Source organism: Mycobacterium sp., from assembly GCF_035697385.1.
Lineage (GTDB): Bacteria > Actinomycetota > Actinomycetes > Mycobacteriales > Mycobacteriaceae > Mycobacterium.
In genome coordinates, this window is the sequence record NZ_DASSCY010000305.1 from 1 (window position 1) to 24,096 (window position 24,096).

A 24,096-nucleotide genomic window follows, 5' to 3' on the forward strand; every position below is an offset into this window, starting at 1 on the left:
CCCCACATGCGGGCATACGGCGTGCCGATCACGGCGTCGTCGCTGGCGATGACGATGTCGGCGCACAGGGCGTAATCGCTCGCGCCGCCGACGCACCAGCCGTGCACCTGGGCGATGACGGGTTTGGACGCGCGCCAGATCGCCATGAACTTCTGGGTCGGGCCGGTCTCGCGGGCGCTGACCATGGCGAAGTCCTTGCCAGGGTCCCAGCGCCCGTCGGTGTTCATCGCGTCGCCCCAGTGCTTGAATCCCTCACCGAAGTCGTAGCCGCCGGAAAAGGCGCGGCCGGCGCCGCGCAGCACGATGACTTTGATGTTTGGGTCGCGTTCGGCGAGCCCGATCGCCTGTTCGATCTCGTCAGGCATCGGCGGGACGATGGTGTTGAGGTGCTCAGGACGGTTCAAGGTGACGATGGCCACCGGACCATCCGTCTTGTAGAGCAGGGTCTCGAACTGCGGTGGCTGACTGGTGGAGGAGGTCGGCATAGCAGAAGTCGAGTCACTTCGACTTCGGAAGTCAAGCGTGGTCGATCAGGAGCCGTTGTTGTCCGGCTGGGCTTCCAGCCCGTCACAGACCGGTTCGTAGTCGATACTGTCGGCGACCCAATCGGCCCACTGATCCGGGTTCATCGTGTGAGTGAGCTTGTCGCACAGCTCGGCCGGCCACACCGCCGGTCCTGGCCAGGTCCGGATGGTGCCGTCGAGCAAGCCGGCAACGATGAGCCGACCGTCAGGGCTGAACGCCACGCTGGGTGCCGATTTGTATACCGGCAGTTTCGGGCCGACCGGCTGCTGGTTGTTCGCGTCCCATAAGCGCACGCTGTTGTCCTGCGCGCCGGACACGATGTACCGCCCGTCAGGACTGAATGCGACGCTGGTGACGTTTCTCTGATGTCCGGTGATGGGTTGACCGATCAGCCTGCCGCTCTGCGCATCCCACACTCGCACAGTGTCGTCGCCGCTTGCGCCGGTTATCACGCGAGCACCGTCATGACTGAATGCGACACTTGTTACTCTGCGATCGTCGAGGTTGGGATCGTGGTCGCCGATCATGGGCGTTGTCGTGATCGGTGTGCCGTTCGTCGCGTCCCACACTGACACCTTGGCGCCGTCCTGGGCAACAGCAACGCGACGACCGTCATGGCTGAAAGCCAGTGCGGTGACGGAGTTTTCGCCTACCTGGATGGGTTCGCCCTCGGGTGCTCCGCCGGTGAGGTTCCATTGTCGTAGCGCATCCTCGCCACTTCCGCGGGCAACGATCCGTTCGCCCCGGAACGCCAGCGTGGTGACATCGCCTTGCGCCATGGGAATCGAAGGGCCGGCCGGATCGCCTTCCGGTACCTCCCATGCCTGCACGGTGCCTTGGTTGGTAGCGGTCGCCAAAAGTGCTCCATCACTACGTAATACAGGTGCCGAACGGCCTCCTGATTCCGCCGTGAAGGGCCGCCCGACGGGCGTACCGGAGCGGTCCCACGCCTGGACAGTGCCGTTCGCGGTCACCGAGACGATCTGGTCGCCTGAGAAGGCCAAGTTCAGCACATGTAGGCCCGGGTCTTCTTTGGACTGGGTGGATGGCGCCATGTTTGGTGCGTCCCAAATCCGGACGCTGCGGTCATCGCTGACCGAGACGACACTGTCCCCTGCGAAGGTCACCGCTTTGACATCTAGGCCGTGTCCTGACAGTGTGCCGACAAGTTTGCCGGTCTGGGTATCCCACAGCCGCACGGCGTCATCGTCGACACCTCCGGTGGCGACGCGGTCACCATTGGGGCTGAACGCCACCGTCCAGACGCCGCCCCGGTGGGGAATCGATGTGGCGGCGCGCGTGCCGTCCGTCGCATGCCACAGCCACACGTTGTCTCCCTGACCTGCAGTGGCGATGCGGTCACCGAGCGGGCTGAATGCGACGCTCCAAACCGGTCCTTGACCGGCGTTCATCCGTACGCCGATGGGCTGCTTACTGTCCCGGTCCCACTGCTGGACGGTGCCGTCTTCACTCCCAGTGACAATGGTTTTCCCGCTCATCGCCACGCTCATCAGCTTCGAAGGGCCGGTATCGATGTCATTCCCGACTTGCCGCGCCGTTGTCGCGTCCCATATCCGCATGGTTCGGTCGGTGCTGGCCGACACGATGTACTGCCCATCAGAACTGACGGCGAGACTCCGTACCGGGGCACCCGCCTCGGACACCCGCAGGGGCGTCGACTGGCCAGTGGCCGGATCCCAAATCTGGATCGTGCCGTCATTACTGCCGGTGACGACCTTCTCGCGGGCGTAGCCCACGCTCCAGACGGGTCCATGGCCGGTGTCGATGTCCTCGCCGACCTGCTTTCCCGTTGTCGTGGTCCAAACTCGGACTGTGCCATCCCAGCTGCCGGTGGCGAAGCGCTCGCCGTCGGCGCTTGCCGCAACGCTGGTAACGGCGTGGTTCGTCTGGATGAGTTTTCGCATGTCGCGGCGTGCGATGACCGCGTGGAACAGCCAAGCCGAATCGCCTGGCGGCGCGACTTGCGGCGCTGCCAGGATCTGTTGCAGCGCACGGAAATCGCCGCCGTTGCGCTCGTTGTTCAGCATGTCGCGGCCTTCGAAAACCAGGCGCATGGCGGTGGCCTGATGGAATTGCTCGTCAGCGGCGCGTTTGGCGTCGACGGCAGTACGTTCAGCTTCGACAGCCTTGCCTTTCGCGTCGACCGCATACCAGCCGATGCCAGCCGCGACAAGAGCCACCACCACGGCGGCTGCCGTCGCTATGACGAATCGCTTTCTGCTCCTTCCTATTTGGGCCGCGTGAAGTTCTGCAGTGATTTGTTTGTCCTGCGCCGCCTGTAATTCCTTGGCGTGGCGCTGCTGTTCTTCTTCGACCAGTTCGTTCTCACGGCGGCGACAGGCCTTCAAGTAGTCGTTGGCGGGGTCGTTCCAACCGGTGAAGTAGTGGCCCTTCGCAGCGAGCTTCTCGGCCTCGAGGAGCCGGGTGCCGCGCAGCGCGAGGTCGCTGTCGAGGCTTCCACGGTCGCGCCAATCCTTGGCCAGGAGCCGAATGCGCTCAGCGAATTTGAGGTCCTGGCTCTCGATCCGCAGCCAGCCGGCCAGCTCCTTCCACTGGCGCAGCAGGCTTTCCAGTGCGACTTCGATGTAGACCTCGCCGCGAAGCTTCTTTCGGACAAGTAGGCGTTTCTCCACGAAAGCGTCGATGAGTTCATGACTTTCGGGCGGAAGATCCTTCAGGCGAGCGATGCGGCGCCCCGGCCGGCTGCTGTCCAGGTTGATGGACGCCAGCGACGGGACGAACGCCTCGCGCAGGATGTCCAGGCGCGCCTTTCGTAGCTCGGGGTCATCTCCGAGGATCTTGTCGACCTCGGTCTGAACGATGCGCTTGAGGCCGCCCATCCGCGTGTACTCGTCAAGCGTCAGATCGCCGTCGCCGCCGTATTCCGCGCATAGCCGTTCCAATGTCAGTGCGAGCAACGGCAGCCCGTCGGCGGTGGGTGCATCCTTCATCAACTGCTCGGTCAGCGCAGGCTCAATCGTCAAGGGCAGCCCGGCATCTGAGGCGCGTTTGGCGGGTCCCTCGATGACTTCCTTGAACTGCCCCGGCGGCATTTCCTTGAGGTCGTTGAACGACCGGCTTGCCACCCCGGCCAGCTGCGGTGCCGAGTGCAGTGGCTCGTAGCTGTCGGCGCGGATTGTGACGACCAGCAGCAGCGTCGGAGCCACACCGTCTCGGCACCTGAGCAGGTCGGCGACGATGCTGAGGAACGGGTCGGCCTCGGACGTCGACGTGATCTGGAACAACTCCTCGGCCTGATCCAGCGGAAGCACCAGCGTCGGCGCCGCCTGCCGCGGATCCGGAGCGATCAGTCGCGCCTTCGCGGCTTGTCGAGCCTCTTCTAGCCAGGTTTGCAACTGCTCGGCTTTGTCGGGCGTGCAGGCGCGCCTGATGTCGCCCAGTTCGGGGCCATCAAGGCCGACTCTCTTGCGCACCTCGCAGATCGCGTTGGCCAGGCCATGGTCGCCAGTGAGAACGGCTCGCTCCGGACGGATGACTTCCAGCGGCAGGAAGCGGCGATCATCCTTGTACAGCCGGGGAAGCAGCCCCGCTCGCAGAAACGCCGACTTTCCTGCGCCCGACGGTCCCTGGATGACGAGCATCGTCTCCACGCCGGCAACACGCATGCCCCGCAACGCGTCCAGGCCCCGGACGATCTGGGCGTCGCGGCCGAAGAAGACCGCGGCGTCGTGCCTGTCCAGCGAGGCCCACCCGCGGTAGGGGGGACGGTCCCGATCATCTGGCGGAGGCCATGGGAAGTAGTCCGTCCCCATTCCGAGGGCTCGAAGGCCCACGAGCAGCCGTTCCAGGCCGTCCTTGGAGAACTGGACCGAGTCACCGGACTCGAGGGTGATGGTTTCGACCTCGGACCCATTGGCGAACAGGTCGCAGCGCTGCCATTCCGAAGTGATGGAGCTGTTGTCCGACGGTTCCAGGCGCGCGGCCACGATGGTCTTTCGCAGGTCTTCTGCGTAGAGGTACTCGGCCTTGCAGTGTGCGGAGTTCTCCCAGTGCTGCGAGAGCAGGCAGATCACCGCTTCGCACCGGTTGCTGGCCTGACGCAGCGCTTCCTTCCAACGCTGTCCGGCCTCGATCCCGGTATCGGTGAAGTCGAGGAAGATCTCGTTCTCGAGGCTGGGCTCGTTCTCGATGAGCCATTTCTTTACGGCCGCGGCCTCGTTGTTATTGCGGCTGGAATGGCTGATGAATACACGCACACGATCACCCGACTAGATCAAAGGCAGCAACCCGCCGTGGGCTCACTTCACCAGTGTCAAGCGAGTGGGCCGGTTCTGGAGCAAATTGCCTGATTTGTTCGCTGGCCACGTCGCAAGCCTGACTGTCATAAAACGGGCGGGCTAGAGTAGCCGGCTACCTGCAAATGCAGACCTTCGTGACGGGCCGGCGATTCCGCTACCTATGGATCGAGGTTCCGCAGACAAACCGTCGTCCTTACCGTAACTTTCACAGCATGTTGCGCGTCATCCAGTGGGCGACCGGATCGGTCGGCCGGCATGCCGTCGCCGCGGTCCACGATCATCCCGATCTCGAGCTCGTCGGCGCGCTGGTCTACAGCGGCGCGAAGGCCGGCCGCGACGTCGGGGGCATCTGCGGAATCGGCGACATCGGTGTCGTCGCAACCGACAATCCCGACGACATCGTCGCGCTCGACGCGGACTGCGTGCTCTACATGCCGCAGGGTGAGATGAACCCGAAGGGCGCCGTCGACGACATCTGCCGGCTTCTCGCGTCTGGCAAGAACGTGGTGTCGACGGCCGTCACCGGTCTGATCTATCCACTGAGCCTTGGCGAGAAGGTGGTTGAACGGCTCGAGTCGGCATGCGCTGAGGGCCGGACGTCCTTCCACGCCACCGGTATCGAGCCGGGCTGGGCCGCCGAGGTGCTGCCACTGACGATGTCGGGCCTATTCCAGCGGATCGACTCGCTACTGGTTCAAGAGCTGATGGACTACACCACCTACGACAGCGCCGACATGCTCTTCGACATCATGGGATTCGGCAAGCGTCCCGACGAACCCGTTCCCATGGCCGACGCGGCCATTGCGGGCGTCACGTTCCGTGCACCGCTGATGCTTGTCGCCGACGGGCTCGGTGCCACGATCGACGACTTCGTCTATCACCGAGAGATCGCCGTCGCCGATGCGGCTTTCGACATCAAGGCGGGCCGCATCGAGTCGGGTACGGTCTCCGCGCAGCGATTCGGCTACACAGCTGTCATCGACGGCCGGCCGGCGCTCACCGTCGAGCACATCACCCGCCTCGGTGACGACCAGGCGCCCGACTGGCCGACCGGCCGCGGCTGGAAGGTGACCGTCGAGGGCCGGCCGTCGATGGTGCTGGATTCCCAGATAGCCACCCACGGGGAGGACGAGACAGATCAAGGTTGCCTTGGCACGGCGATGCATGCCGTGCACGCGATCGCGCCGGTGTGCGCCGCAGCCCCGGGAATCCGGACTTTCCTTGACCTTCCGATGATCGTCGGCCGCGGGGTGCTGGCCAGTCAGTGAGCGATCAGGTCAGCCGCGGATCGCGTCGAAGTGGACCAAAGCGCCTGACTGCCGCAGAAATTCAATCCGCAGCCCGGCGCCCGCCAGCCAGTCGTGCAGATCGTCGATACTGCCGCCAGGCCCGAAGAGCCCCGCGCGCTGGAACGCCCCGATGATCAGGTCCTGCCGCCATCCGGCGCCGCGGACGACAGCGTCGCCGATAAGGCGGCCGTCAGTTCGCAGGCAGCGCGCGATCTCCCGGACCGCCGCCGCTGGGTCCGGCAGACAGTGCAGGCCATTGAACGACACGCACAAGTCGAACTCGTTGTCGCCGAACGGCATCCGCTCGATATTCGCTTCGGTGAACTCAATATCGGCGCGGCCCATCGCGGAGGCCCGTCTCCTGGCCCGCGCCAGCATGTCTGATGAGATGTCCGCGGCCACATACCGCACTTGTTGGTCCGCGCGCAGGCCACGCAACGCGATTCCTCCGCCGCACGGGACATCCAACACCGTAGTGCCATCGGGCAGGGCGCCCAGCTTGCGCATATTGTCGAATAACAAGCGGGTGTCGGTGCCCCATAATGCAAACCCGCCGGGCCTTGCCAGCCATTCGCGCTCGGCGACAAAGTCATAAGCTGCGCCGCCAAACCTACCGATCGCGCTTTCGTTCCAGGTCCCGCTCACATCGGCCATGACTCAACCATCCCGCCCATGCGCACGGGCGGTCAACCCTGCGTCTCTTTGCCCAGTGTCCGGTGCAGGAACTCGAATATCAGCGCCGACCTGAATGCCGTCTGCGCGTTGTCGGCCGCCCCGGCGTGCCCACCTTCGATGTTCTCGTAGTAATGCACGGGATGGCCGACCGCTTCCAGCGCCGCTGTCATCTTGCGGGCGTGTCCCGGATGCACCCGGTCGTCGCGGGTGGACGTGGTGATAAGCACCGGCGGATACCGTCGATCCGCTGAGATGTTCTGATACGGCGAATATTTCGAGATGAACGCCCAATCGTCGGGTTCGTCGGGATCGCCGTACTCGGCGACCCACGACGCACCAGCCAGCAGCAGGTGGAATCGCCGCATGTCCAACAGCGGCACACTGCAGACCAGAGCGCCGAACAATTCTGGATACTGCGTCAACATGATGCCCATCAGCAGGCCACCGTTGGAACCGCCTTGCGCCGCAAGCTGTTCGACGGTGGTGATGCCGCGATCCACTAGATCCCTTGCCACAGCGGCGAAGTCCTCGGCCACCAAATGCCGGCCTTCCCGCATGGCCTGCGTGTGCCACGTCGGTCCGTACTCGCCGCCGCCACGGATGTTGGCAAGCACATACGTTCCGCCACGGGACAGCCACAGTCGGCCCAGCACACCGTCATAGCCAGGAGTCCTGGCGACCTCGAAGCCGCCGTAGCCGCCCAGCAGTGTGGGGCCTGGCGCTTCGACGTGTTGGTGACCGACCACGAAGTAGGGAATTGCCGTGCCGTCGTCCGAGGTCGCGAAATGTTGAGTGACGACGAGGTCGGCTGCATCGAAGAACGACGGCGCCCGCTTGATCTCCTGCAGCTCGCCGCCAGCAGCGCCGTACAGCAACCGGGACGGCGTATCGAAACCGCTTGAATCCAAGAAGATTTCGTCGCCAAGATGATCGACAGCCGCGATCACCGTATTGGTGTTCTCCGGTATGCCTGGCACTGGTTGGGCCGCCCACGACCCGGGCGTCAGCACCTCGACTCGGCTGGCCACGTCGGCCAGTGTCACCACGATCAACTTGTCGAGCGTCCACGCGTAGTGATTCAGGCTGGTGTGTTCGTCAGGTTCGAAAACGACATGCAATTGCGCTGTACCGGCAAGGAATTCAGAGTAATCGGCGGCCAGCAGCGAGCCGGCCGTGTACTGGGCGGAGCCGGTGTACCAGTCGGTGCGCAGCTCGATCAGCAGCCAGTCGCGGTGCACCGAGACCGTCGCGTCGCTCGGTGCATCGATACGGATCAGTTCGTCGCCGCGAAGTTCGTAGACCTCGTCGTTGAAGAAGTCGACGGCGCGGTGCAGCACCGTCCGCTCGAATCCCGGTGTGCGGTCCACCGATGCCGCCACGATGACATCGGTGTCCGCGCCGCTGAACAGCGTCTGGGCGTCGTCGAGCGGCTGTCCGCGGCGCCAGCGCTTGACCAGCCGCGGATACCCGGACTCGGTCAGCGAGCCGTCACCGAAATCAGTGCCGAGCAGGACGGTGTTTTCGTCCTCCCAGCTGATCTGCGTCTTGGCCTCGGGCAGCTCAAAGCCTCCGGTAACGAATGACCGTGTGCGCATGTCGAATTCGCGTACAATCGCCGCATCTGAGCCGCCGCGCGACAGGCTGATCAGCGCGAGCGTGTGGTCAGGCTCGATGACGTCGGCGCCGGCCCACACCCAGTTCGCGTCGTCGGCCTCCGCGAGCGCATCGACGTCGATGACGACGTCCCACTCGGGCTCCTCGGTGCGATAACTGTCCAGCGTCGTGCGGCGCCACAACCCGCGCGGGTTGGCCGCATCGCGCCAGAAGTTGTACAGGTAGTCGCCGCGGCGTCGGACGTACGGAATCCGGGCGTCGGTGTCGAGCACCTCCAGCGCCTCGGCGCGCATCTGCTCGAACCGTCCCCCGCAAGCGGGAGGTGCCCCCACGCTGCTTGTGAACTCGGTCAGCGTTGGTTCATTGTGCTTTCGCACCCAGTCCAGCGCGTCGTCGCCGGTGATGTCTTCAAGCCAGAGGTAGGGGTCGTCGTCCACGAGAACCATTCTGGCGGGCGGGCGTAGTGTGAGCTCGGTTACACCGATTCGCCTAACTGACCCGAGGGATCACGATGACCATTTACGCCCGTCCCGGTGCAGCGGACGCTCTGATGTCGTACGAGTCGCGGTACGGCAATTTCATCGGCGGGGAGTGGGTGCCGCCGGTAGGTGGTGAGTACTTCGAGGACCTGACGCCGGTGACCGGGCAGCCGTTCACCGAGATACCGCGTTCGAGCGAGGCCGACATCGACAAGGCGCTCGACGCCGCCCACGGCGCCGCCACCGCATGGGGCAAGACCGCACCTGGCGAGCGCGCCAACGTCCTCAACAAGATCGCCGACCGCATCGAGGAGAACCTCGAGTCGCTGGCCCTGGCTGAGGCGTGGGACAACGGCAAGCCGATCCGCGAGACGCTGGCCGCCGACATTCCGTTGGCGGTCGACCACTTCCGCTATTTCGCCGGCGCCATCCGCGCGCAGGAGGGTTCGCTGTCGCAGATCGACGACGACACCGTGGCCTATCACTTCCACGAACCGCTCGGCGTGGTCGGCCAGATCATCCCGTGGAACTTCCCGATCCTGATGGCCACCTGGAAACTCGCGCCGGCTCTTGCCGCGGGCAACGCCGTCGTGCTCAAACCCGCCGAGCAGACCCCGGCGTCGATCCTGTATTTGATGAGCCTGATCGGTGATCTGCTGCCCGCGGGTGTGCTCAACGTGGTCAACGGCTTCGGCTTCGAAGCCGGCAAGCCGCTGGCGTCCTCGAACCGCATCGCCAAGATCGCGTTCACCGGCGAGACCACCACCGGCCGGCTGATCATGCAGTACGCGTCGCAGAACCTGATCCCGGTCACGCTGGAACTGGGCGGCAAAAGCCCCAACATCTTCTTCTCCGACGTGATGGCCGCAGGAGATGACTTCCAGGACAAGGCGCTGGAGGGCTTCACCATGTTCGCCCTCAACCAGGGCGAAGTGTGCACGTGCCCGTCGCGCAGCCTGGTCCAGGCCGACATCTACGACCAGTTCCTGGAGCTGGCCGCGATCCGCACCAAGGCCGTGCGCCAGGGCGACCCGCTGGACACCGAAACGATGATCGGCAGCCAGGCCTCCAACGACCAGCTCGAAAAGGTGTTGTCCTACATCGAGATCGGCAAAGATGAAGGCGCCAGGGTCGTCACCGGCGGTGAGCGCGCGCAGCTCGGCGGCGATCTCAACGGCGGCTACTACGTGCAGCCCACCATCTTCGAAGGCCACAACAAGATGCGGATCTTCCAGGAGGAGATCTTCGGGCCGGTGGTGGCCGTGACGTCGTTCAAGGACTACGACGACGCCATCAGCATCGCCAACGACACGCTCTACGGCCTGGGTGCCGGGGTGTGGAGCCGTGACGGCAACACCGCCTACCGCGCCGGCCGCGACATCAAAGCCGGCCGGGTATGGACCAACTGCTACCACGCCTACCCCGCACACGCGGCCTTCGGCGGCTACAAGCAGTCCGGAATCGGCCGCGAGAATCACAAGATGATGCTCGACCACTACCAGCAGACCAAGAACCTGCTCGTCTCCTACAGCAACAAGGCCCAGGGCTTCTTCTAAAGATGGAGGTGCCGAGTCGGGCGTTGATCACCCAGGCCGCCGCGGACCTGCTGGCCAAGCTGGCGGACCGGCACGGCGCGTTGATGTTTCACCAGTCGGGCGGCTGCTGCGACGGGTCCTCGCCGATGTGTTACCCCGACGGCGAGTTCCTGGTCGGGGACCGCGACATCCTGCTGGCCGTGCTCGACGTCGGCGACGGGGTGCCCGTATGGATCTCCGGCCCGCAGTACGAGGCGTGGAAACACACCCAACTGGTGATCGACGTCGTGCCGGGCCGCGGCGGCGGATTCAGCGTCGAAGCCCCTGAAGGTATGCGGTTTCTGTCCCGCGGCCGCGCGTTCACCGACATTGAGAACCAGGCCCTGGCGCAACAACCACCGGTCACCGGCGCCGACTACGCCACCGGCACCCGCCCCGCGCAGAACGGCACGCACATCGTCGCCGAAGCCGTCGATGCTTGTCCGGTTCCCGCGGGGCGTGGCACAAAGGACTAGCGCGCAGATCGCGTTAACCTTCCAGGTGTGATACCGCTGCCACGCGCGTGGTTGCTGACCAGTGCGATGCTCGTCGGCGCCGCGGTCGGGTTGATCGTCGGGATCGCCTCGACCCTGTTGGTCGACGCCGCCATCCGGCCCGATGTCGTCATCGCGCTTGTCGTCGGTATACCGAGCGCGATCGGGATGCTGACCATCCTGCTGTCGGGGAGACGCTGGGTGACGACGCTGGGCGCGTTCATCCTCGCCATCGCGCCGGGGTGGTTCGGCGTGCTCGTCGTAATTCAGGTGGCCCACGGTGCCTGACCAGCGAGACCACGACACCCTGTCCGGCGATCCGACGTCGCCGTTCTTACCCACCTTCACCGGCGAGTTCCCCGCGGCGCCGGGTGCCGTCGCCATCGAGGATCCGCCGTCGGAGCCGCTGCCGACCCCGGCCCAGTCGATCGTCGTGCCGGGTGCCTACCAGTACCTCAAGCGATGGACGTTCGTCCTCGTCGTGGCCGGGGTGTGGGTCGTCGCGGCTGCCGCCGGGGTTGGCCTGTACTACTGGTGGTTCCACTCCCTCGACAAGACGCCATCCGTCTTCGTTGTGCTGCTCTTCCTCGTCGTGTGCACCGTTGGCGGCCTGATCACCGCGATGGTGCAGAACAAGCCGCTGGTTTCCGGGCTGTCCGTCGCGCTGATGTCCGCGCCGCTAGCGGCGGTCGGCGCCGCCGCGGTGCTGCACGGCATGTACTTCTGCGATGTCGTGGGCCGCTGCCTGCTGGGGGTTGTCCCCTACTAGGGTTGGCTGGGTGACCCACTATGACGTCGTCGTTCTCGGAGCTGGCCCCGGCGGATACGTCGCAGCCATTCGCGCCGCCCAACTCGGGCTGAACACCGCAGTCGTCGAACCCAAGTATTGGGGCGGGGTATGCCTCAACGTCGGCTGCATTCCCTCCAAGTCGCTGCTGCGCAACGCCGAGCTATCCCACATCATCACCAAGGAAGCCAAGACATTTGGCATCAGCGGCGAGCCCAGCATGGACTACGGCGCCGCTTTCGACCGCAGCCGTAAGGTCGCCGACGGTCGCGTGGCCGGTGTGCACTTCCTGATGAAGAAGAACAAAATCACCGAGATCCACGGCTACGGGAAGTTCAAGGACGCCAACACACTCGAGGTCGACCTCAACGAGGGCGGCACCGAGACCGTCACGTTCGACAACGCGATCATCGCCACCGGCAGCAGCACCCGGTTGGTGCCCGGCACCTCGCTGTCGGAGAACGTGGTCACCTACGAGGAGCAGATCCTCTCCCGCGAGCTGCCCAAGTCCATCGTGATCGCCGGAGCCGGTGCGATCGGTATGGAGTTCGGGTACGTGCTGAAGAACTTCGGCGTCGACGTCACCATCGTCGAGTTCCTGCCGCGGGCGCTGCCCAACGAGGACGCCGAGGTGTCCAAGGAGATCGAGAAGCAGTTCAAGAAGCTCGGCGTCAAGGTGCTCACGGGCACCAAGGTGGAGTCGATCCAGGATGATGGGTCGACGGCTACCGTCCGGGTGAGCAAGGACGGCAAGTCCGAGGAGATCAAGGCCGACAAGGTGCTGCAGGCCATCGGCTTCGCGCCCAATGTCGAGGGCTTCGGGCTGGAGGCTGCAGGCGTTAAGTTGACCGAACGCAAGGCAATTGGGGTCGACGACTACTTGCGAACCAACGTGCCGCACATCTACGCCATCGGCGATGTCACCGGCCTGCTGCAGCTGGCCCACGTCGCCGAGGCGCAGGGCGTCGTCGCGGCCGAAACTATCGCTGGCGCAGAGACTTTGGCGCTCGGCGACTACCGGATGATGCCCCGCGCGACATTCTGCCAGCCGCAGGTCGCCAGCTTTGGGCTGACCGAGGAGCAGGCCCGCGACGAGGGCTACGACGTCAAGGTCGCGAAGTTCCCGCTCACCGCGAACGGTAAGGCGCACGGGCTCGGCGACCCCAGCGGGTTCGTCAAGCTCATCGCCGACGGCAAGTACGGCGAGCTGCTTGGCGGTCACCTGATCGGTCACGATGTGTCCGAGCTGCTGCCGGAGCTGACCTTGGCGCAGAAGTGGGATCTGACCGTCAACGAGCTGGCCCGCAACGTGCACACCCACCCGACGCTGTCAGAAGCCCTGCAGGAATGCTTCCACGGCCTGGCCGGCCACATGATCAACTTTTGAGAGCCATCTGGGTCGCCGGTGTCGGCGGATTGGTGGTCGGCCACATCCTGTGGCTGGCCGGCATTTCCGCTGCGGGCGCGACGCGGACCGTCAGCAGCTGGGTGTTGGTCGTTGCCGCGGTGTCCTTCGTGGTCGGCGCGGCGTCGGCGGCGCTCGGCTGGCGCTCCTACCGGCGCAAGTCCGAAGTTTGGGCGGCGTTCCTCTTGGCCCTGCCCGTATCTCCGGTGTTCTTGTCGCTGACCGTGCTGGGCGTGACCTACCTGTAGCCCATCTGTGTGGCGCGCGTCACTTTCGCGCGACGTGATGCGCGATCTCACGGACCCCGGCCGTCATTACGCTAGCTGGCCTAATTATTTGCCTGGTACGTTGGAAGATGTTGAACTCGCCAGCAAGGGCGAGATTAGAGTGCGCGATCCAGGTCGAGTCGCTATGCCTTCTTCTTTGCTGTGCGACGACGCTCCTGCATCGAGGCCGTTGGGCATTGGAGGCGTACGGTGGGCGATCCGCTTATGACATCTGTCGACCTGATTCGCCAGGCAATCGGAAATCAAGTCCGGGAGCTCGGTGGCGACGATGCTGAGGTCGACAGCATCGCGATGTCGGCCGCCTACGCGGTGTGGGTCTGGACGGCAAACCAACTGGCCCGCACGTAGGCGGACCAGCGTTAGTCAGGGAAGTCCAGCGGTATCTTCAGCGTCGCCATAGTGGCGGCCAGCGCATCGTATTGTCCTGCCAGCGTGCAGAATTCGATGAGCTGCGGCTTGGTCAGTTGGTCCGACAGCGCCGCCCAGGTCTCGGGTGACATCGAGCGGGTGATGACGAACTCGTCGGTCGCCGTGATCAGCACACGCTGCCGTTCGGTGAGTCCTTCGGCGTCGGGGCCTTCGAAGATCTTGGCCTGAAGCTCGGAGTCAACCCCTCGGCTCTTGGCCAGCCGGCGATGCTGCTGTAGCTCGTACTCGCAGTCACGGAGATGGCCCACACGCAGGATCACCAGTTCGGCGTCCTTGCGCGACAGCTTGCCCGCGTAGAGCAGGTATCCGGAGAACGGCAGCCAGGCCAAGAACAGCAGCCGGTGCTGGCCGAGCACGTTGAACAAATGGAACTTCGGAGCGCGGATGCCTCGCGCGCCGATCTTCGCGATGGCCCAGTTGATCGGCCCCAGCTCGCGAAAGCCGCCGGGAGGGATGCGCGCAGGCGCTGTTTCCGTCATGGCTGTTTCACCAGATAAGGCGACACGGTGCTGCGGTGCTCGTTGATGTCCAGTGCACGCCCAAGTGCGGGAAACGCCCGTTGCGGACAGTTGTCGCGCTCGCAGACTCGGCAGCCCGCCCCGATCGGCGTGGCGTTGTCACCGGTCAAGTCGAGTCCCTCCGAGTAGACCAGCCGCGGCGCGTGCCGAAGTTCGCAGCCAAGGCCGATCGCGAACGTCTTACCCGGCTGACCATAGCGCGACGCCCGTCGCTCCACCGTGCGCGCCACCCACATGTAATTGCGGCCGTCGGGCATCTGCGCGATCTGAACCAGGATCTTGCCGGGATTGGCGAACGTCTCGTAGACATTCCACAGCGGGCAGGTGCCACCGGAGGACGAGAAGTGAAAACCGGTGGCGGACTGGCGTTTCGACATGTTGCCGGCACGGTCGACGCGGATGAACGAGAACGGCACGCCACGCATCGACGGCCGCTGCAGCGTCGAGAGGCGGTGACCGATCGTCTCGAAGCTGACCGAGTAGAACGCCGACAGCCGTTCGATGTCGTACCGGAAGTTCTCTGCGACGTCGTGGAACTGCCGGTACGGCAACACCGTTGCGGCCGCAAAGTAGTTGGCCAGACCCAGCCGGGCCAACGTGGTCGATTCCTCGCTGGTGAACTTGCCCTCTTCCACCAGCTTGTCGATGAGGTCGCCGAACTCCAGATACGCCAACTCGGCAGCCATCTTGAACACCGTTTGTCCCGACGACAGGTGGCCGCTGATCTCCAAGGTCTTGCTCGCGGGGTCGTAGCGGTGCAGCACCGTGTCGCCCAGATCGATGCGCCTGACGATGTTGACGCCGTGCACGATCTGCAGCCGATCGGCCAGCTCGCCGGCCAGGTCGCCCCGGTGCATGCGCATCCTGACGGTGAGATCCTCGGCCGCGGTGTCCAGTTCGTGCAGATAGTTCTGCCGCTGATAGAAGTAGTCGCGCACCTCTTCGTGCGGCATCGTGATCGACCCGGTGCCGCTGCCGTCGGAGTATCTGTCCTCGGTGGCCGCCGCCAGCTGTGTGGTGGTGAGCCGATAGCGCCGGTGCAGGTTGACCATCGCCTTGGCCAGCGCCGGGTGTGAGCCGACCATGTCGGCGACCTCGGCAAGGTCGACGTCGATGTCGAGATCGCGATCCATGGTCACTTCGCGCAACTCGGCAACCAGGCGGGTGTCGTCCTGCGAGGCGAAGAACGTCGCGTCGACGCCGAACACCTCGGTGATCCGCAACAGCACGGCGACGGTCAACGGCCGCACGTCGTGTTCGATTTGATTGAGGTAGCTCGGTGAGATCTCGAGCATCTGCGCCAGCGCCGCCTGGCTGAATCCCCGTTCGCTGCGCAGCTGGCGCACCCGCGATCCGACGAACGTTTTTGCCACGTCAGAGAGCCTAACAACAATGCGAAGAAGCGCTTCGCATTGTTGGCATATCGGGTGCTATGGCAGGATCGGGAGCCGTGAGCACCGGGGGAGCAGCAACGGGCCTGGCGAAGGCGATGATGCCCGTACCTGACCCGCACCCAGACGTCTTCGACAGGCAGTGGCCGCTGCGCGTCGCCGACATCGACCGCGAGGGCAGGCTGCGGTTCGACGCGGCCACCCGGCACATCCAAGACATCGGCTCTGATCACCTCCGCGAACTCGGCTTCGAGGAGAGCCATCCGCTGTGGATCGTGCGGCGCACCATGATCGACCTGATCAAGCCGATCGAGTTCCAGGACATGCTGCGGCTGCGCCGGTGGTGCTCCGGCACCTCGAACCGATGGTGCGAGATGCGGGTGCGCATAGACGGGGTGCGAGGCCGCGGATTACTCGAATCCGAGGCGTTCTGGATCAACATCAACCGCGAAACCCAGGGCCCTGCCCGCATCGCCGATGACTTCATCGAAGGCCTGCAGCGCACCACCAGCGTCGACCGGCTGCGGTGGAAGGCATATCTGAAGGCCGGCAGTCGCGAGGACGCCTCACAGATCCGCGAGTACCCGGTGCGCGTCAGCGACATCGACATCTTCGACCACATGAACAACTCCGTGTACTGGAGCGTGGTAGAGGACTACCTGTTCAGTAAGCCCGAACTGCTGCACAAGCCGATCCGGGTGACGATCGAACACGATGCGCCGGTGGCTCTCGGCGACAAGCTTGAGATCATTTCGCACGTGCATCCCGCCGGATCCACCGAGCAATTCGGTACTGAACTGGCGGATCGCGCTGTTACAACGCTCACATATGCGGTCGGCGACGAGACCAAAGCCGTCGCGTGCATCTTCGCCCTCTGACCCTGTCAGCTTTAACAGTACGGGCGTACTGACCAGCGAAAACCGCCCTACCGGCGAGTAGCTACTGTAACGGTCAAGGCGTTAGCCGATTCGCAACCTTCGCAAGTTAAGTCGACGTGTTGGCGAACATTCGCAAGTGAAACGGGTAGACCTGCGGATATGCCGTAGTGCATCCTCGAGTTAGCACACAAGTGAAGGTGCTGCGGCGTTAACAACCAATGAGGCTCGCTACGCCACAGCGACTTGCAAACAAAGGAGCACCAATGTCAACCGTTGGCACGCCGAAGTCACCCGAACAGATCCAGCACGACTGGGACACCAACCCGCGGTGGAAGGGCATCACCCGCACCTACACCCCCGCCGATGTGGTGGCCCTGCAGGGCTCTGTAGTCGAGGAGGCCACGCTGGCCCGCCGCGGTGCCGAGGTGCTGTGGGAGCAGCTGCACGACATGGAGTTCGTCAACGCGCTCGGCGCGCTGACCGGCAACATGGCTGTGCAGCAGGTCCGCGCCGGCTTGAAGGCCATCTACCTGTCGGGTTGGCAGGTCGCAGGTGACGCGAACCTGTCCGGCCACACCTACCCCGACCAGAGCCTGTACCCGGCCAACTCGGTGCCGCAGGTGGTGCGCCGGATCAACAACGCGCTGCTGCGCGCCGACGAGATCGCCAAGGTCGAGGGCGACCGATCGGTGGAGAACTGGCTGGCGCCGATCGTCGCCGATGGCGAGGCCGGTTTCGGTGGCGCGCTGAACGTCTACGAGCTGCAGAAGGCGATGATCGCCGCAGGCGTCGCGGGGTCGCACTGGGAAGATCAGCTGGCCTCGGAGAAGAAGTGTGGTCACCTCGGTGGCAAGGTGCTGATCCCGACCCAGCAGCACATCCGCACGCTGACCTCGGCGCGGTTGGCGTCTGACGTCGCCGACGTGCCGACCGTCGTGATCGCCCGCACCGACGCCGAGGCGGCCACGCTGATCACCTCCGACGTCGACGAACGCGATCAGCCGTTCATCACCGGCGAGCGGACCAAGGAAGGCTTCTACCGGGTGAAGAACGGGCTGGAGCCCTGCATCGCCCGCGCCAAGGCCTACGCGCCGTACTCCGACCTGATCTGGATGGAGACGGGCACGCCGGACCTCGAACTGGCCAAGAAGTTCGCCGAGGGCGTTCAGTCCGAGTTCCCGGACCAGATGCTGGCGTACAACTGCTCGCCGTCGTTCAACTGGAAGAAGCACCTGGACGATTCGACGATCGCGAAGTTCCAGAAGGAGCTCGGTGCGATGGGCTTCAAGTTCCAGTTCATCACGCTGGCCGGCTTCCACGCCCTGAACTACTCGATGTTCGATCTGGCCTACGGCTATGCCCGCAACCAGATGAGCGCGTACGTCGAGCTGCAGGAGCGCGAATTCGCCGCCGAGGAGCGGGGTTACACCGCGACGAAGCACCAGCGCGAGGTCGGCGCCGGCTACTTCGATCGGATCGCCACCACGGTGGACCCGACGTCGTCGACGACGGCTCTGACTGGTTCGACCGAAGAGGGACAGTTCCACTAGGTCGCAGCGACCCTATAGGTTGAAGCGCAGGCCCCGCCCAGGAAGTGTTGGGCGGGGCCTGACGCTTGTGAGAGGAAGTTCAGCAGTGAGCAATCCCATTGAACGAGTAGGCGTGATCGGCGCGGGGCAGATGGGCGCAGGCATCGCCGAGGTGTCCGCCAGGGCGGGCGTGGACGTCATCGTCTACGAGCCCACCGAGGCGCTGACCACCGCGGGCAAGGCTCGCGTCACCAAATCGCTGGAGCGGGGCGTGAGCGCCGGCAAGGTCACCGAGCGTGAGCGCTCTGCGGCGCTGGGCAGGTTGAAGTTCACCACGAGCCTGGCCGATCTGTCCGATCGGCAGCTCGTCATCGAGGCCGTCATCGAGGACGCCTCCGTGAAGGGCGAGATCTTCGCCGAGCTGGACTCGCTGATCACCGATCCCGACGCTGTGCTGGCGTCGAACACGTCGAGCATCCCCATCATGAAAATCGCTGCCGCGACCCAGAATCCGGGTCGCGTGCTCGGCCTGCACTTCTTCAACCCGGTGCCGGTGCTACCGCTGGTGGAATTGGTCAGCACACTGGTCACCTCCGACGCGGCCGTGGCACGGACCGAGCAGTTTGCGAGTTCGGTGCTGGGCAAGCAGGTGGTGCGGTGCTCCGACCGGTCGGGCTTCGTCGTCAACGCATTGTTGGTGCCGTACCTGTTGTCGGCGGTTCGGATGGTCGAGGCCGGCTTCGCCACCGTTGAAGACGTCGACAAGGCCGTCGTCGCCGGGCTGTCTCATCCGATGGGGCCGCTGCGGTTGTCCGACCTCGTCGGACTCGACACGCTGAAGCTGATCGCGGACAAGATGTTCGAGGAGTTCAAGGAACCCCTGTATGCCGCCCCACCGCTGCTGCTTCGTATGGTCGAGGCGGGTCAGCTCGGCAAGAAATCTGGTCAGGGTTTCTACAAGTACTAACACGTACGTTGGCACGACACGCGCCAGTTAGATACGCTTCCTTCCGGGTACGGGGCTTATTCACCTACCCGTTCGTCTGTAGGTAGACACGAGGGTAGCTATTACATGTCGCAAGTCCGTTCCACGCTTGAGCCGTTCTACGAAGAATCGCAGTCGATTTACGACATATCGGACGACTTCTTTGCTTTGTTCTTAGGCCCGACAATGGGCTACACATGCGCCTACTTCGCACAGGACGACATGTCATTGGACCAGGCCCAGGTGGCGAAGTTCGACCTCGCGTTGAGCAAGCTGGACCTCAAGCCGGGCATGACGCTGCTTGACATCGGCTGCGGCTGGGGCGGTGCGCTGCAGTTGGCGTTGGACAAGTACGACGTCAATGTGATCGGAATCACATTGAGCCGCAACCAATCTGAGTATACGCGCGCAAGGCTTGCGAAGGTGTCGACGACGCGGTCGGTCGAGGTGCGGCTGCAGGGCTGGGAGGAGTTCGACGAACCGGTCGACCGCATTGTCAGCATCGGCGCGTTCGAGGCCTTCAAGAAGGAGCGCTACTCGGCGTTCTTTGAAAAGGCCCACGAGATCCTGCCCAGCGACGGCCGAATGTTGCTGCACACGATATTGGCACACACTCAGAAGTATTTCCGCGACAATGGCGTGAAGCTGACCATCAGTGATTTGAAGTTCATGCAATTCATCGGCAAAGAAATATTCCCTGGCGGACAGTTGCCGGCGCGAGAAGATATCGTCGAATTCTCGCAGGACGCAAATTTCTCCGTGGAGAGAATCCACCTGCTGCGCCCGCACTACGCTCGCACGCTGGACATGTGGGCGGACAACCTCGCCGCCCGGCGGGATGAGGCCATCGCCCTCACCTCCGAAGAGGTCTACGACCGCTACCAGCGGTACCTGACCGGTTGCGCCGACTTTTTCCGTCGTGGCATCACCAATGTCGGGCAGTTCACCCTGGTGAAGGGCTCAGAGGGAGCCACGTCGGGTTAGCGCGTCACGCACCCGTCGCACGACTGCCCGCGGCTGGTAGTGCAGCTGACGCGAGCTGACCCGCACGATGATCCAGCCTTGTGCGGCAAGGAATTCCAGCCGCTCGATATCGTCAGCATAGTCATCGGGGTTGGTGAAGTGTTGCTCGCCGTCGTACTCGACGCCGATCTTCCACTGCGGCCATCCCATATCGATGCGTCGCGGTTTGTGGCCCTGCTTCACGACGAGGATCTGCGTGACCGGCCGCGGCAGTCTGTCGCGGACCAGCAGCAGACGCAACTCGGTCTCCTTTGGAGATTCCGCGCCGCCGTCGGCGAGGTCCAACACGGTGCGTAGCCGACGGATGCCGCGGGCACCTGGATAGCGCGCGGCAATTCGTTCGACCTCCGTTACCGTGCATCGGGTCGCATTGAGTAAGGCGTCGATCCTGACGATCGCGGCGTCGCCGAGCACGCGCCGGCCGATGTCGTAGGCCGTGCGAGCCGGCGTCGAGCAGTCGATGCTGGCGCGTAGGCACACCTCGTCGTCGGTGATGGTTCCGCGGTGGATGACGATGCCCGGCGGTGACGGCTGGTTGGCATGCGCCAGTTCTGCCGGCGCGTCGATGGGCAGCCATTGCGTGCCATGCACCGCGGCAGCCGAATGCCCGACGAGAGTGGCCCTGCGGCGCGACCACAGCCATGCCGCTCTTGCCCGGTCGGTCGCGTCGAGCTTGAGGCCGACCGGCGCGTAGACGTTGTAGTGGAGCTTGACGTATTTAGTGCGCAGCGTCTGGCGCGTGACCAAGCCAGCGGCGAGCGCCTCACTCCCGACGATGATGTCCTGCACACAGTTATGGCGCGCAAGCCGACCAATCGGTTCCCGAGCGTCGGAAATATGATGAAAACAGCGCGAAATTCGTCATATATCCGACGCTCGACGCACGCTGGGGCTCAGGACTCAAGGAGCCGTTTCTTCTCGGCCTCCACGTCGAAATCTGCTGAAGGCCAAGACAAGTTGAGGCCTTCAAGCGCTTCGATGAGTAGCTCCGTGACCGCCAGCCGGCTGTACCACCTCTTGTCGCAAGGTACGACGTGCCACGGCGCGTAGTCGGTCGAGGTGCGGTCGAGCACCGCCTGGTACGCCTCCTGGTACTGCGGCCACACCAGCCGCTCGTCGATGTCGCCAGGGTTGTACTTCCAATGCTTGGTCGGATCGTCCAGCCGCTCGAGCAGCTGCTCCTTCTGCTCGTCGAGCGAGATGAACATCGCCACCTTGACCAGAGTTGTGCCGCCGTCGACGAGTTCGCGCTCAAACGCGTTGATTTCGTCATACCGGGCACCCCAGACGTCCGGCGGTACCAGGTTGTGCACCCGGACGATCAGCACATCCTCGTAGTGCGAGCGGTCGAACACCCCGATGTGACCGGCCGGCGGCAGGGCGTTGCGGATTCGCCACAGGTAGTCATGGGCCAGCTCCTCCTCCGTCGGCTTGCCGAAGCTGGTGTAGCGCACCCCCATCGGATTGACCGAGCCCACAACGTGTTTGACGATTCCGCCCTTGCCTGCGGCGTCCATACCCTGAAGCACCAGCAGAATGGAGCGCTTGTCGTCGGCCGCCTTGTTGTTGGCGTAGAGCATCTCCTGCAGTTCGGCCAGGTGCTCGCTGCGCTCGGCCTGGACTTTCGAAGCGTCGCTCTTGGTCCCCGAAAAACCGGGCGTGGCACTGGTAGCGATATCGGCGACCTTGTCGCCCGGGCGGAACGTCAGCTGGGCCGGGATCTCGCTCATCGTTGAAGTGTGGTCATCGCTCGACTAACCGCGGCGGCACGATGGGCGACGGATGCAGTGCTTGCCGGAATTTCTCCAACGACCCGCCGACCTCGACGATGCCGCACAGTGCACTCCACGACAGCATCGTCAGATAGTCGATCAGCTCGTCGGCGCCCATCCGCGGGTTGGACATCCACGAGTGCGTGGCCAGTTGCACCCCTCCGACGATGTGGAAAGCCCACGGTTCGGCGCCTCCGGTGTCCATGCCGACCTCCACCATCCGGCGGCGCAGCATGACGGCGAGCATGCGGGCGATGATCTGCTCGGAATCGGCGACCACCTTGTTCTTGCTCGCCGAGTTGTTGGTCATCACGAACCGGTACGTCTCCGGCTCATTGGCGACGGTGTCGACGTAAACCCGGATGATTTCGCGGGTGAGGTCGTAGCCGTCCAGGTTCGACGAGAGCGCCGCGGCCATGTTCGGGATCAAGGTGGTCTGCGCGAACCGCATCATCACCGCGGTCGTCAGGTCGTTCTTGTCGACGAAGTAGCGGTACAACACCGTCTTGGACACTCCGATTTCGGCCGCGATCTCGTCCATGCTGACGTTGCTGCCGCGCCGCCGGATGGCCTCGAGGGTGCCATCGACTAGCTCGTTGCGGCGCTCCACCTTGTGCTGGTGCCAGCGCCGTTTGCGTCCATCGGTCTTGACCGCCACTGCCTGGGTCTGTTGTGCCACTATCGCCGTGATCCGTTCCCTAGTCCCCCTTGATACTACGGGCGATCTTGACTGCGAGGGTTGTCGGACCGGACCGATGGTGGCGTCGTAGCGGATGATGGTGGAGTGGCACACAGACCCAACGTCGGCGAGCGCGCCGTGACGGCTCTGCCGCCCGCTGCGCGAGCGAGCTTCGCTGAGTCGCTGGCAGGTGCCGACAGTGCGGCCGATGCCGAGCGTCTGCGCGGGCTGCGACGGATGAAAGTCGTCGCGCTGTCGTTCCTCGTCGGTGCCACGATCGTCTTCCTGCTCTGCAGCTGGGCCCAGGCCGACGGCGCCGCGCAGTGGGTCGGATACGTCAGGGCCGCCGCAGAAGCCGGCATGGTCGGCGCGATGGCCGACTGGTTCGCGGTCACCGCGTTGTTCAAACATCCGCTGGGCATCCCCATCCCGCACACCGCGATCATCAAGCGCAAAAAGGACCAGCTCGGCGAGGGCCTCGGCGCCTTCGTGCGCGAGAACTTCATGTCGCCGCAGGTCGTCGAGGCCAAGCTGCGCGATGCGCAGGTCGCCGGGCGCCTCGGCAAATGGCTGTCGGAGCCCACCCACGCCGAACGGGTCGCCGCCGAGACGTCGACTGTCTTGCGAGTGCTCGTGGAAATGCTGCGCGACGAGGACGTCCAGCACGTGCTGGACCGGATGATCGTCAAACGCGTCGCCGAGCCACAGTGGGGACCACCGATCGGCCGGGTCCTGGCCTCGCTGCTGGAAGAGCACCGTCAGGAAGCGCTGCTGCAGCTGCTCGCCGACCGGGCGTTCCAGTGGTCGCTCAACGCGGGCGACATCATCGAGCGCGTGGTCGAGCGCGATTCGCCCACCTGGTCGCCACGCTGGGTCGACCACCTTGTCGGGGACCGCATCCACCGCGAGCTGATGGACTTCACCGACAAGGTGCGCCGCAACCCCGACCACGAACTGCGGCGCTCGGCCACCCGGTTCCTGTTCGAGTTCGCCGACGACCTGCAGAACGACGATGCGACGATTCAGCGCGCCGAGAACGTCAAAGAACAGATCATGGCCCGCGACGAGGTCGCCAGGGCCGCCGAGACCGCGTGGACCGCGGCCAAGCGCATCATTCTCGAGTCCGTCGATGACCCGTCGTCGGCGTTGCGCACCCGCATCGCCGACTCGGTCGTGCACGTCGGTGAGTCGCTACGCGACGACGCCGACCTGCGCGACAAGGTCGACAACTGGATCATCCGGGCGGCTCAACACCTGGTCGCCGAATATGGGGTGGAGATCACAGCGATCATCACCGAGACCATCGAGCGGTGGGACGCTGACGAGGCCAGCCGCCGCATCGAGCTACACGTCGGCCGTGACCTGCAATTCATCCGCATCAACGGCACCGTGGTGGGCGCGCTGGCGGGCCTGATCATCTATTCGGTAGCCCAGCTACTCTTCTGACCTGCGCTAACTAGTGCTTGCAAAAGTTAGCACCCCG

General features: G+C 64.4%; 22 protein-coding genes. 13 read left to right on the plus strand and 9 right to left on the minus strand.

Annotation, left to right across the window (positions count from 1 at the left end):
• Together VFH65_RS25835 and VFH65_RS25840 are read right to left on the minus strand one after the other, a co-directional pair.
• A partial coding sequence (locus tag VFH65_RS25835; RefSeq protein WP_353325468.1) for an enoyl-CoA hydratase-related protein occupies positions 1–485 on the minus strand: 485 nt, incomplete at its 3' end.
• A gap of 45 nt (positions 486–530) precedes the next feature.
• Positions 531–4,763, minus strand: a complete 4,233-nt coding sequence (locus tag VFH65_RS25840) for a TIR domain-containing protein (RefSeq protein WP_353325470.1) — start codon at positions 4,761–4,763, stop codon at positions 531–533.
• A gap of 254 nt (positions 4,764–5,017) precedes the next feature.
• On the opposite strand from VFH65_RS25840, the gene VFH65_RS25845 reads away from it, so the two are divergent.
• Positions 5,018–6,073, plus strand: a complete 1,056-nt coding sequence (locus tag VFH65_RS25845; protein ID WP_353325472.1) for a dihydrodipicolinate reductase — start codon at positions 5,018–5,020, stop codon at positions 6,071–6,073.
• A gap of 9 nt (positions 6,074–6,082) precedes the next feature.
• Here VFH65_RS25845 and VFH65_RS25850 read toward each other — a convergent pair whose 3' ends face one another.
• Positions 6,083–6,748 carry a class I SAM-dependent methyltransferase gene (locus VFH65_RS25850; protein WP_353325474.1) on the minus strand — a complete coding sequence of 222 codons (666 nt, stop codon included), beginning with the start codon at positions 6,746–6,748 and terminating at the stop codon, positions 6,083–6,085.
• Between the two features lie 32 nt (positions 6,749–6,780).
• Positions 6,781–8,820 (minus strand): prolyl oligopeptidase family serine peptidase, encoded by a 2,040-nt coding sequence (locus VFH65_RS25855; protein ID WP_414688510.1) that lies wholly within the window; start codon positions 8,818–8,820, stop codon positions 6,781–6,783.
• 74 nt (positions 8,821–8,894) lie between these two features.
• Between VFH65_RS25855 and adh the strand changes: the two genes are divergently transcribed.
• The 7 genes from adh to VFH65_RS25890 all read left to right on the plus strand — a co-directional run bounded on the left by adh (position 8,895) and on the right by VFH65_RS25890 (position 13,757).
• The gene (gene adh, locus VFH65_RS25860) at positions 8,895–10,418 is read left to right on the plus strand and encodes an aldehyde dehydrogenase (protein WP_353325478.1); all 1,524 of its coding nucleotides are present in this window, start codon (positions 8,895–8,897) and stop codon (positions 10,416–10,418) included.
• A gap of 2 nt (positions 10,419–10,420) precedes the next feature.
• On the plus strand, positions 10,421–10,912 hold the full coding sequence (locus tag VFH65_RS25865) for a DUF779 domain-containing protein (RefSeq protein WP_353325480.1): 492 nt from the start codon (positions 10,421–10,423) through the stop codon (positions 10,910–10,912).
• 27 nt (positions 10,913–10,939) lie between these two features.
• The gene (locus tag VFH65_RS25870) at positions 10,940–11,218 is read left to right on the plus strand and encodes a putative holin (protein ID WP_353325482.1); all 279 of its coding nucleotides are present in this window, start codon (positions 10,940–10,942) and stop codon (positions 11,216–11,218) included.
• Positions 11,211–11,699, plus strand: coding sequence for a hypothetical protein (locus VFH65_RS25875; protein WP_353325484.1), 489 nt, complete (start codon positions 11,211–11,213; stop codon positions 11,697–11,699). The genes VFH65_RS25870 and VFH65_RS25875 overlap by 8 nt, the downstream gene beginning before the upstream one ends.
• Before the next feature lie 10 nt (positions 11,700–11,709).
• Positions 11,710–13,104, plus strand: coding sequence for a dihydrolipoyl dehydrogenase (lpdA, locus tag VFH65_RS25880; RefSeq protein WP_353325486.1), 1,395 nt, complete (start codon positions 11,710–11,712; stop codon positions 13,102–13,104).
• Positions 13,101–13,370 carry a hypothetical protein gene (locus tag VFH65_RS25885; protein WP_353325488.1) on the plus strand — a complete coding sequence of 90 codons (270 nt, stop codon included), beginning with the start codon at positions 13,101–13,103 and terminating at the stop codon, positions 13,368–13,370. Before lpdA ends, VFH65_RS25885 begins: the two co-directional genes overlap by 4 nt.
• A gap of 228 nt (positions 13,371–13,598) precedes the next feature.
• A complete protein-coding gene (locus VFH65_RS25890) occupies positions 13,599–13,757 on the plus strand; it encodes a hypothetical protein (protein ID WP_353325490.1) in 159 nt (52 codons plus the stop codon).
• An 11-nt stretch (positions 13,758–13,768) separates the two neighbouring features.
• Here VFH65_RS25890 and VFH65_RS25895 read toward each other — a convergent pair whose 3' ends face one another.
• Positions 13,769–14,317: a carboxymuconolactone decarboxylase family protein gene (locus tag VFH65_RS25895; protein WP_353325492.1), complete on the minus strand. Its 549-nt coding sequence runs from the start codon at positions 14,315–14,317 to the stop codon at positions 13,769–13,771.
• Positions 14,314–15,729: an acetate metabolism transcriptional regulator RamB gene (ramB, locus tag VFH65_RS25900; protein WP_353325493.1), complete on the minus strand. Its 1,416-nt coding sequence runs from the start codon at positions 15,727–15,729 to the stop codon at positions 14,314–14,316. The genes VFH65_RS25895 and ramB overlap by 4 nt, the downstream gene beginning before the upstream one ends.
• A gap of 59 nt (positions 15,730–15,788) precedes the next feature.
• Between ramB and VFH65_RS25905 the strand changes: the two genes are divergently transcribed.
• The 4 genes from VFH65_RS25905 (at position 15,789) to VFH65_RS25920 (ending at position 20,123) form a co-directional block, all read left to right on the plus strand.
• A complete protein-coding gene (locus VFH65_RS25905; RefSeq protein ID WP_353325495.1) occupies positions 15,789–16,625 on the plus strand; it encodes an acyl-[acyl-carrier-protein] thioesterase in 837 nt (278 codons plus the stop codon).
• Between the two features lie 263 nt (positions 16,626–16,888).
• Positions 16,889–18,175, plus strand: a complete 1,287-nt coding sequence (aceA, locus tag VFH65_RS25910; protein ID WP_353325497.1) for an isocitrate lyase — start codon at positions 16,889–16,891, stop codon at positions 18,173–18,175.
• A gap of 85 nt (positions 18,176–18,260) precedes the next feature.
• Positions 18,261–19,121, plus strand: a complete 861-nt coding sequence (locus tag VFH65_RS25915) for a 3-hydroxybutyryl-CoA dehydrogenase (RefSeq protein WP_353325498.1) — start codon at positions 18,261–18,263, stop codon at positions 19,119–19,121.
• Between the two features lie 105 nt (positions 19,122–19,226).
• Complete coding sequence (locus VFH65_RS25920; protein WP_353325500.1) at positions 19,227–20,123, plus strand: cyclopropane mycolic acid synthase family methyltransferase; 897 nt, start codon at positions 19,227–19,229, stop codon at positions 20,121–20,123.
• On the opposite strand, the gene VFH65_RS25925 is transcribed toward VFH65_RS25920, so the two are convergent.
• From VFH65_RS25925 to VFH65_RS25935, 3 genes are all read right to left on the minus strand, one after another.
• Positions 20,100–20,951, minus strand: a complete 852-nt coding sequence (locus VFH65_RS25925) for an endonuclease domain-containing protein (RefSeq protein WP_353325502.1) — start codon at positions 20,949–20,951, stop codon at positions 20,100–20,102. The two genes, VFH65_RS25920 and VFH65_RS25925, sit on opposite strands and share 24 nt — an antisense overlap.
• Before the next feature lie 104 nt (positions 20,952–21,055).
• A complete protein-coding gene (locus tag VFH65_RS25930) occupies positions 21,056–21,892 on the minus strand; it encodes a polyphosphate kinase 2 family protein (RefSeq protein ID WP_353325503.1) in 837 nt (278 codons plus the stop codon).
• Between the two features lie 13 nt (positions 21,893–21,905).
• Positions 21,906–22,613, minus strand: a complete 708-nt coding sequence (locus VFH65_RS25935; RefSeq protein WP_353325505.1) for a TetR/AcrR family transcriptional regulator — start codon at positions 22,611–22,613, stop codon at positions 21,906–21,908.
• A gap of 105 nt (positions 22,614–22,718) precedes the next feature.
• Between VFH65_RS25935 and VFH65_RS25940 the strand changes: the two genes are divergently transcribed.
• Positions 22,719–24,059: a DUF445 domain-containing protein gene (locus VFH65_RS25940; RefSeq protein ID WP_353325507.1), complete on the plus strand. Its 1,341-nt coding sequence runs from the start codon at positions 22,719–22,721 to the stop codon at positions 24,057–24,059.
• The last annotated feature ends 37 nt before the right edge of the window (positions 24,060–24,096 follow it).

Bases quoted from the DNA above. Each gene is read 5' to 3' on its own strand.
- adh (WP_353325478.1), top strand. From the start codon at position 8,895: ATGACCATTTACGCCCGTCCCGGTGCAGCGGACGCTCTGATGTCGTAC.
- VFH65_RS25905 (WP_353325495.1), top strand. From the start codon at position 15,789: ATGGCAGGATCGGGAGCCGTGAGCACCGGGGGAGCAGCAACGGGCCTG.
- VFH65_RS25845 (WP_353325472.1), top strand. From the start codon at position 5,018: ATGTTGCGCGTCATCCAGTGGGCGACCGGATCGGTCGGCCGGCATGCC.
- VFH65_RS25930 (WP_353325503.1), bottom strand. From the start codon at position 21,892: ATGAGCGAGATCCCGGCCCAGCTGACGTTCCGCCCGGGCGACAAGGTC.
- VFH65_RS25920 (WP_353325500.1), top strand. From the start codon at position 19,227: ATGTCGCAAGTCCGTTCCACGCTTGAGCCGTTCTACGAAGAATCGCAG.
- VFH65_RS25850 (WP_353325474.1), bottom strand. From the start codon at position 6,748: ATGGCCGATGTGAGCGGGACCTGGAACGAAAGCGCGATCGGTAGGTTT.
- aceA (WP_353325497.1), top strand. From the start codon at position 16,889: ATGTCAACCGTTGGCACGCCGAAGTCACCCGAACAGATCCAGCACGAC.
- VFH65_RS25895 (WP_353325492.1), bottom strand. From the start codon at position 14,317: ATGACGGAAACAGCGCCTGCGCGCATCCCTCCCGGCGGCTTTCGCGAG.
- VFH65_RS25865 (WP_353325480.1), top strand. From the start codon at position 10,421: ATGGAGGTGCCGAGTCGGGCGTTGATCACCCAGGCCGCCGCGGACCTG.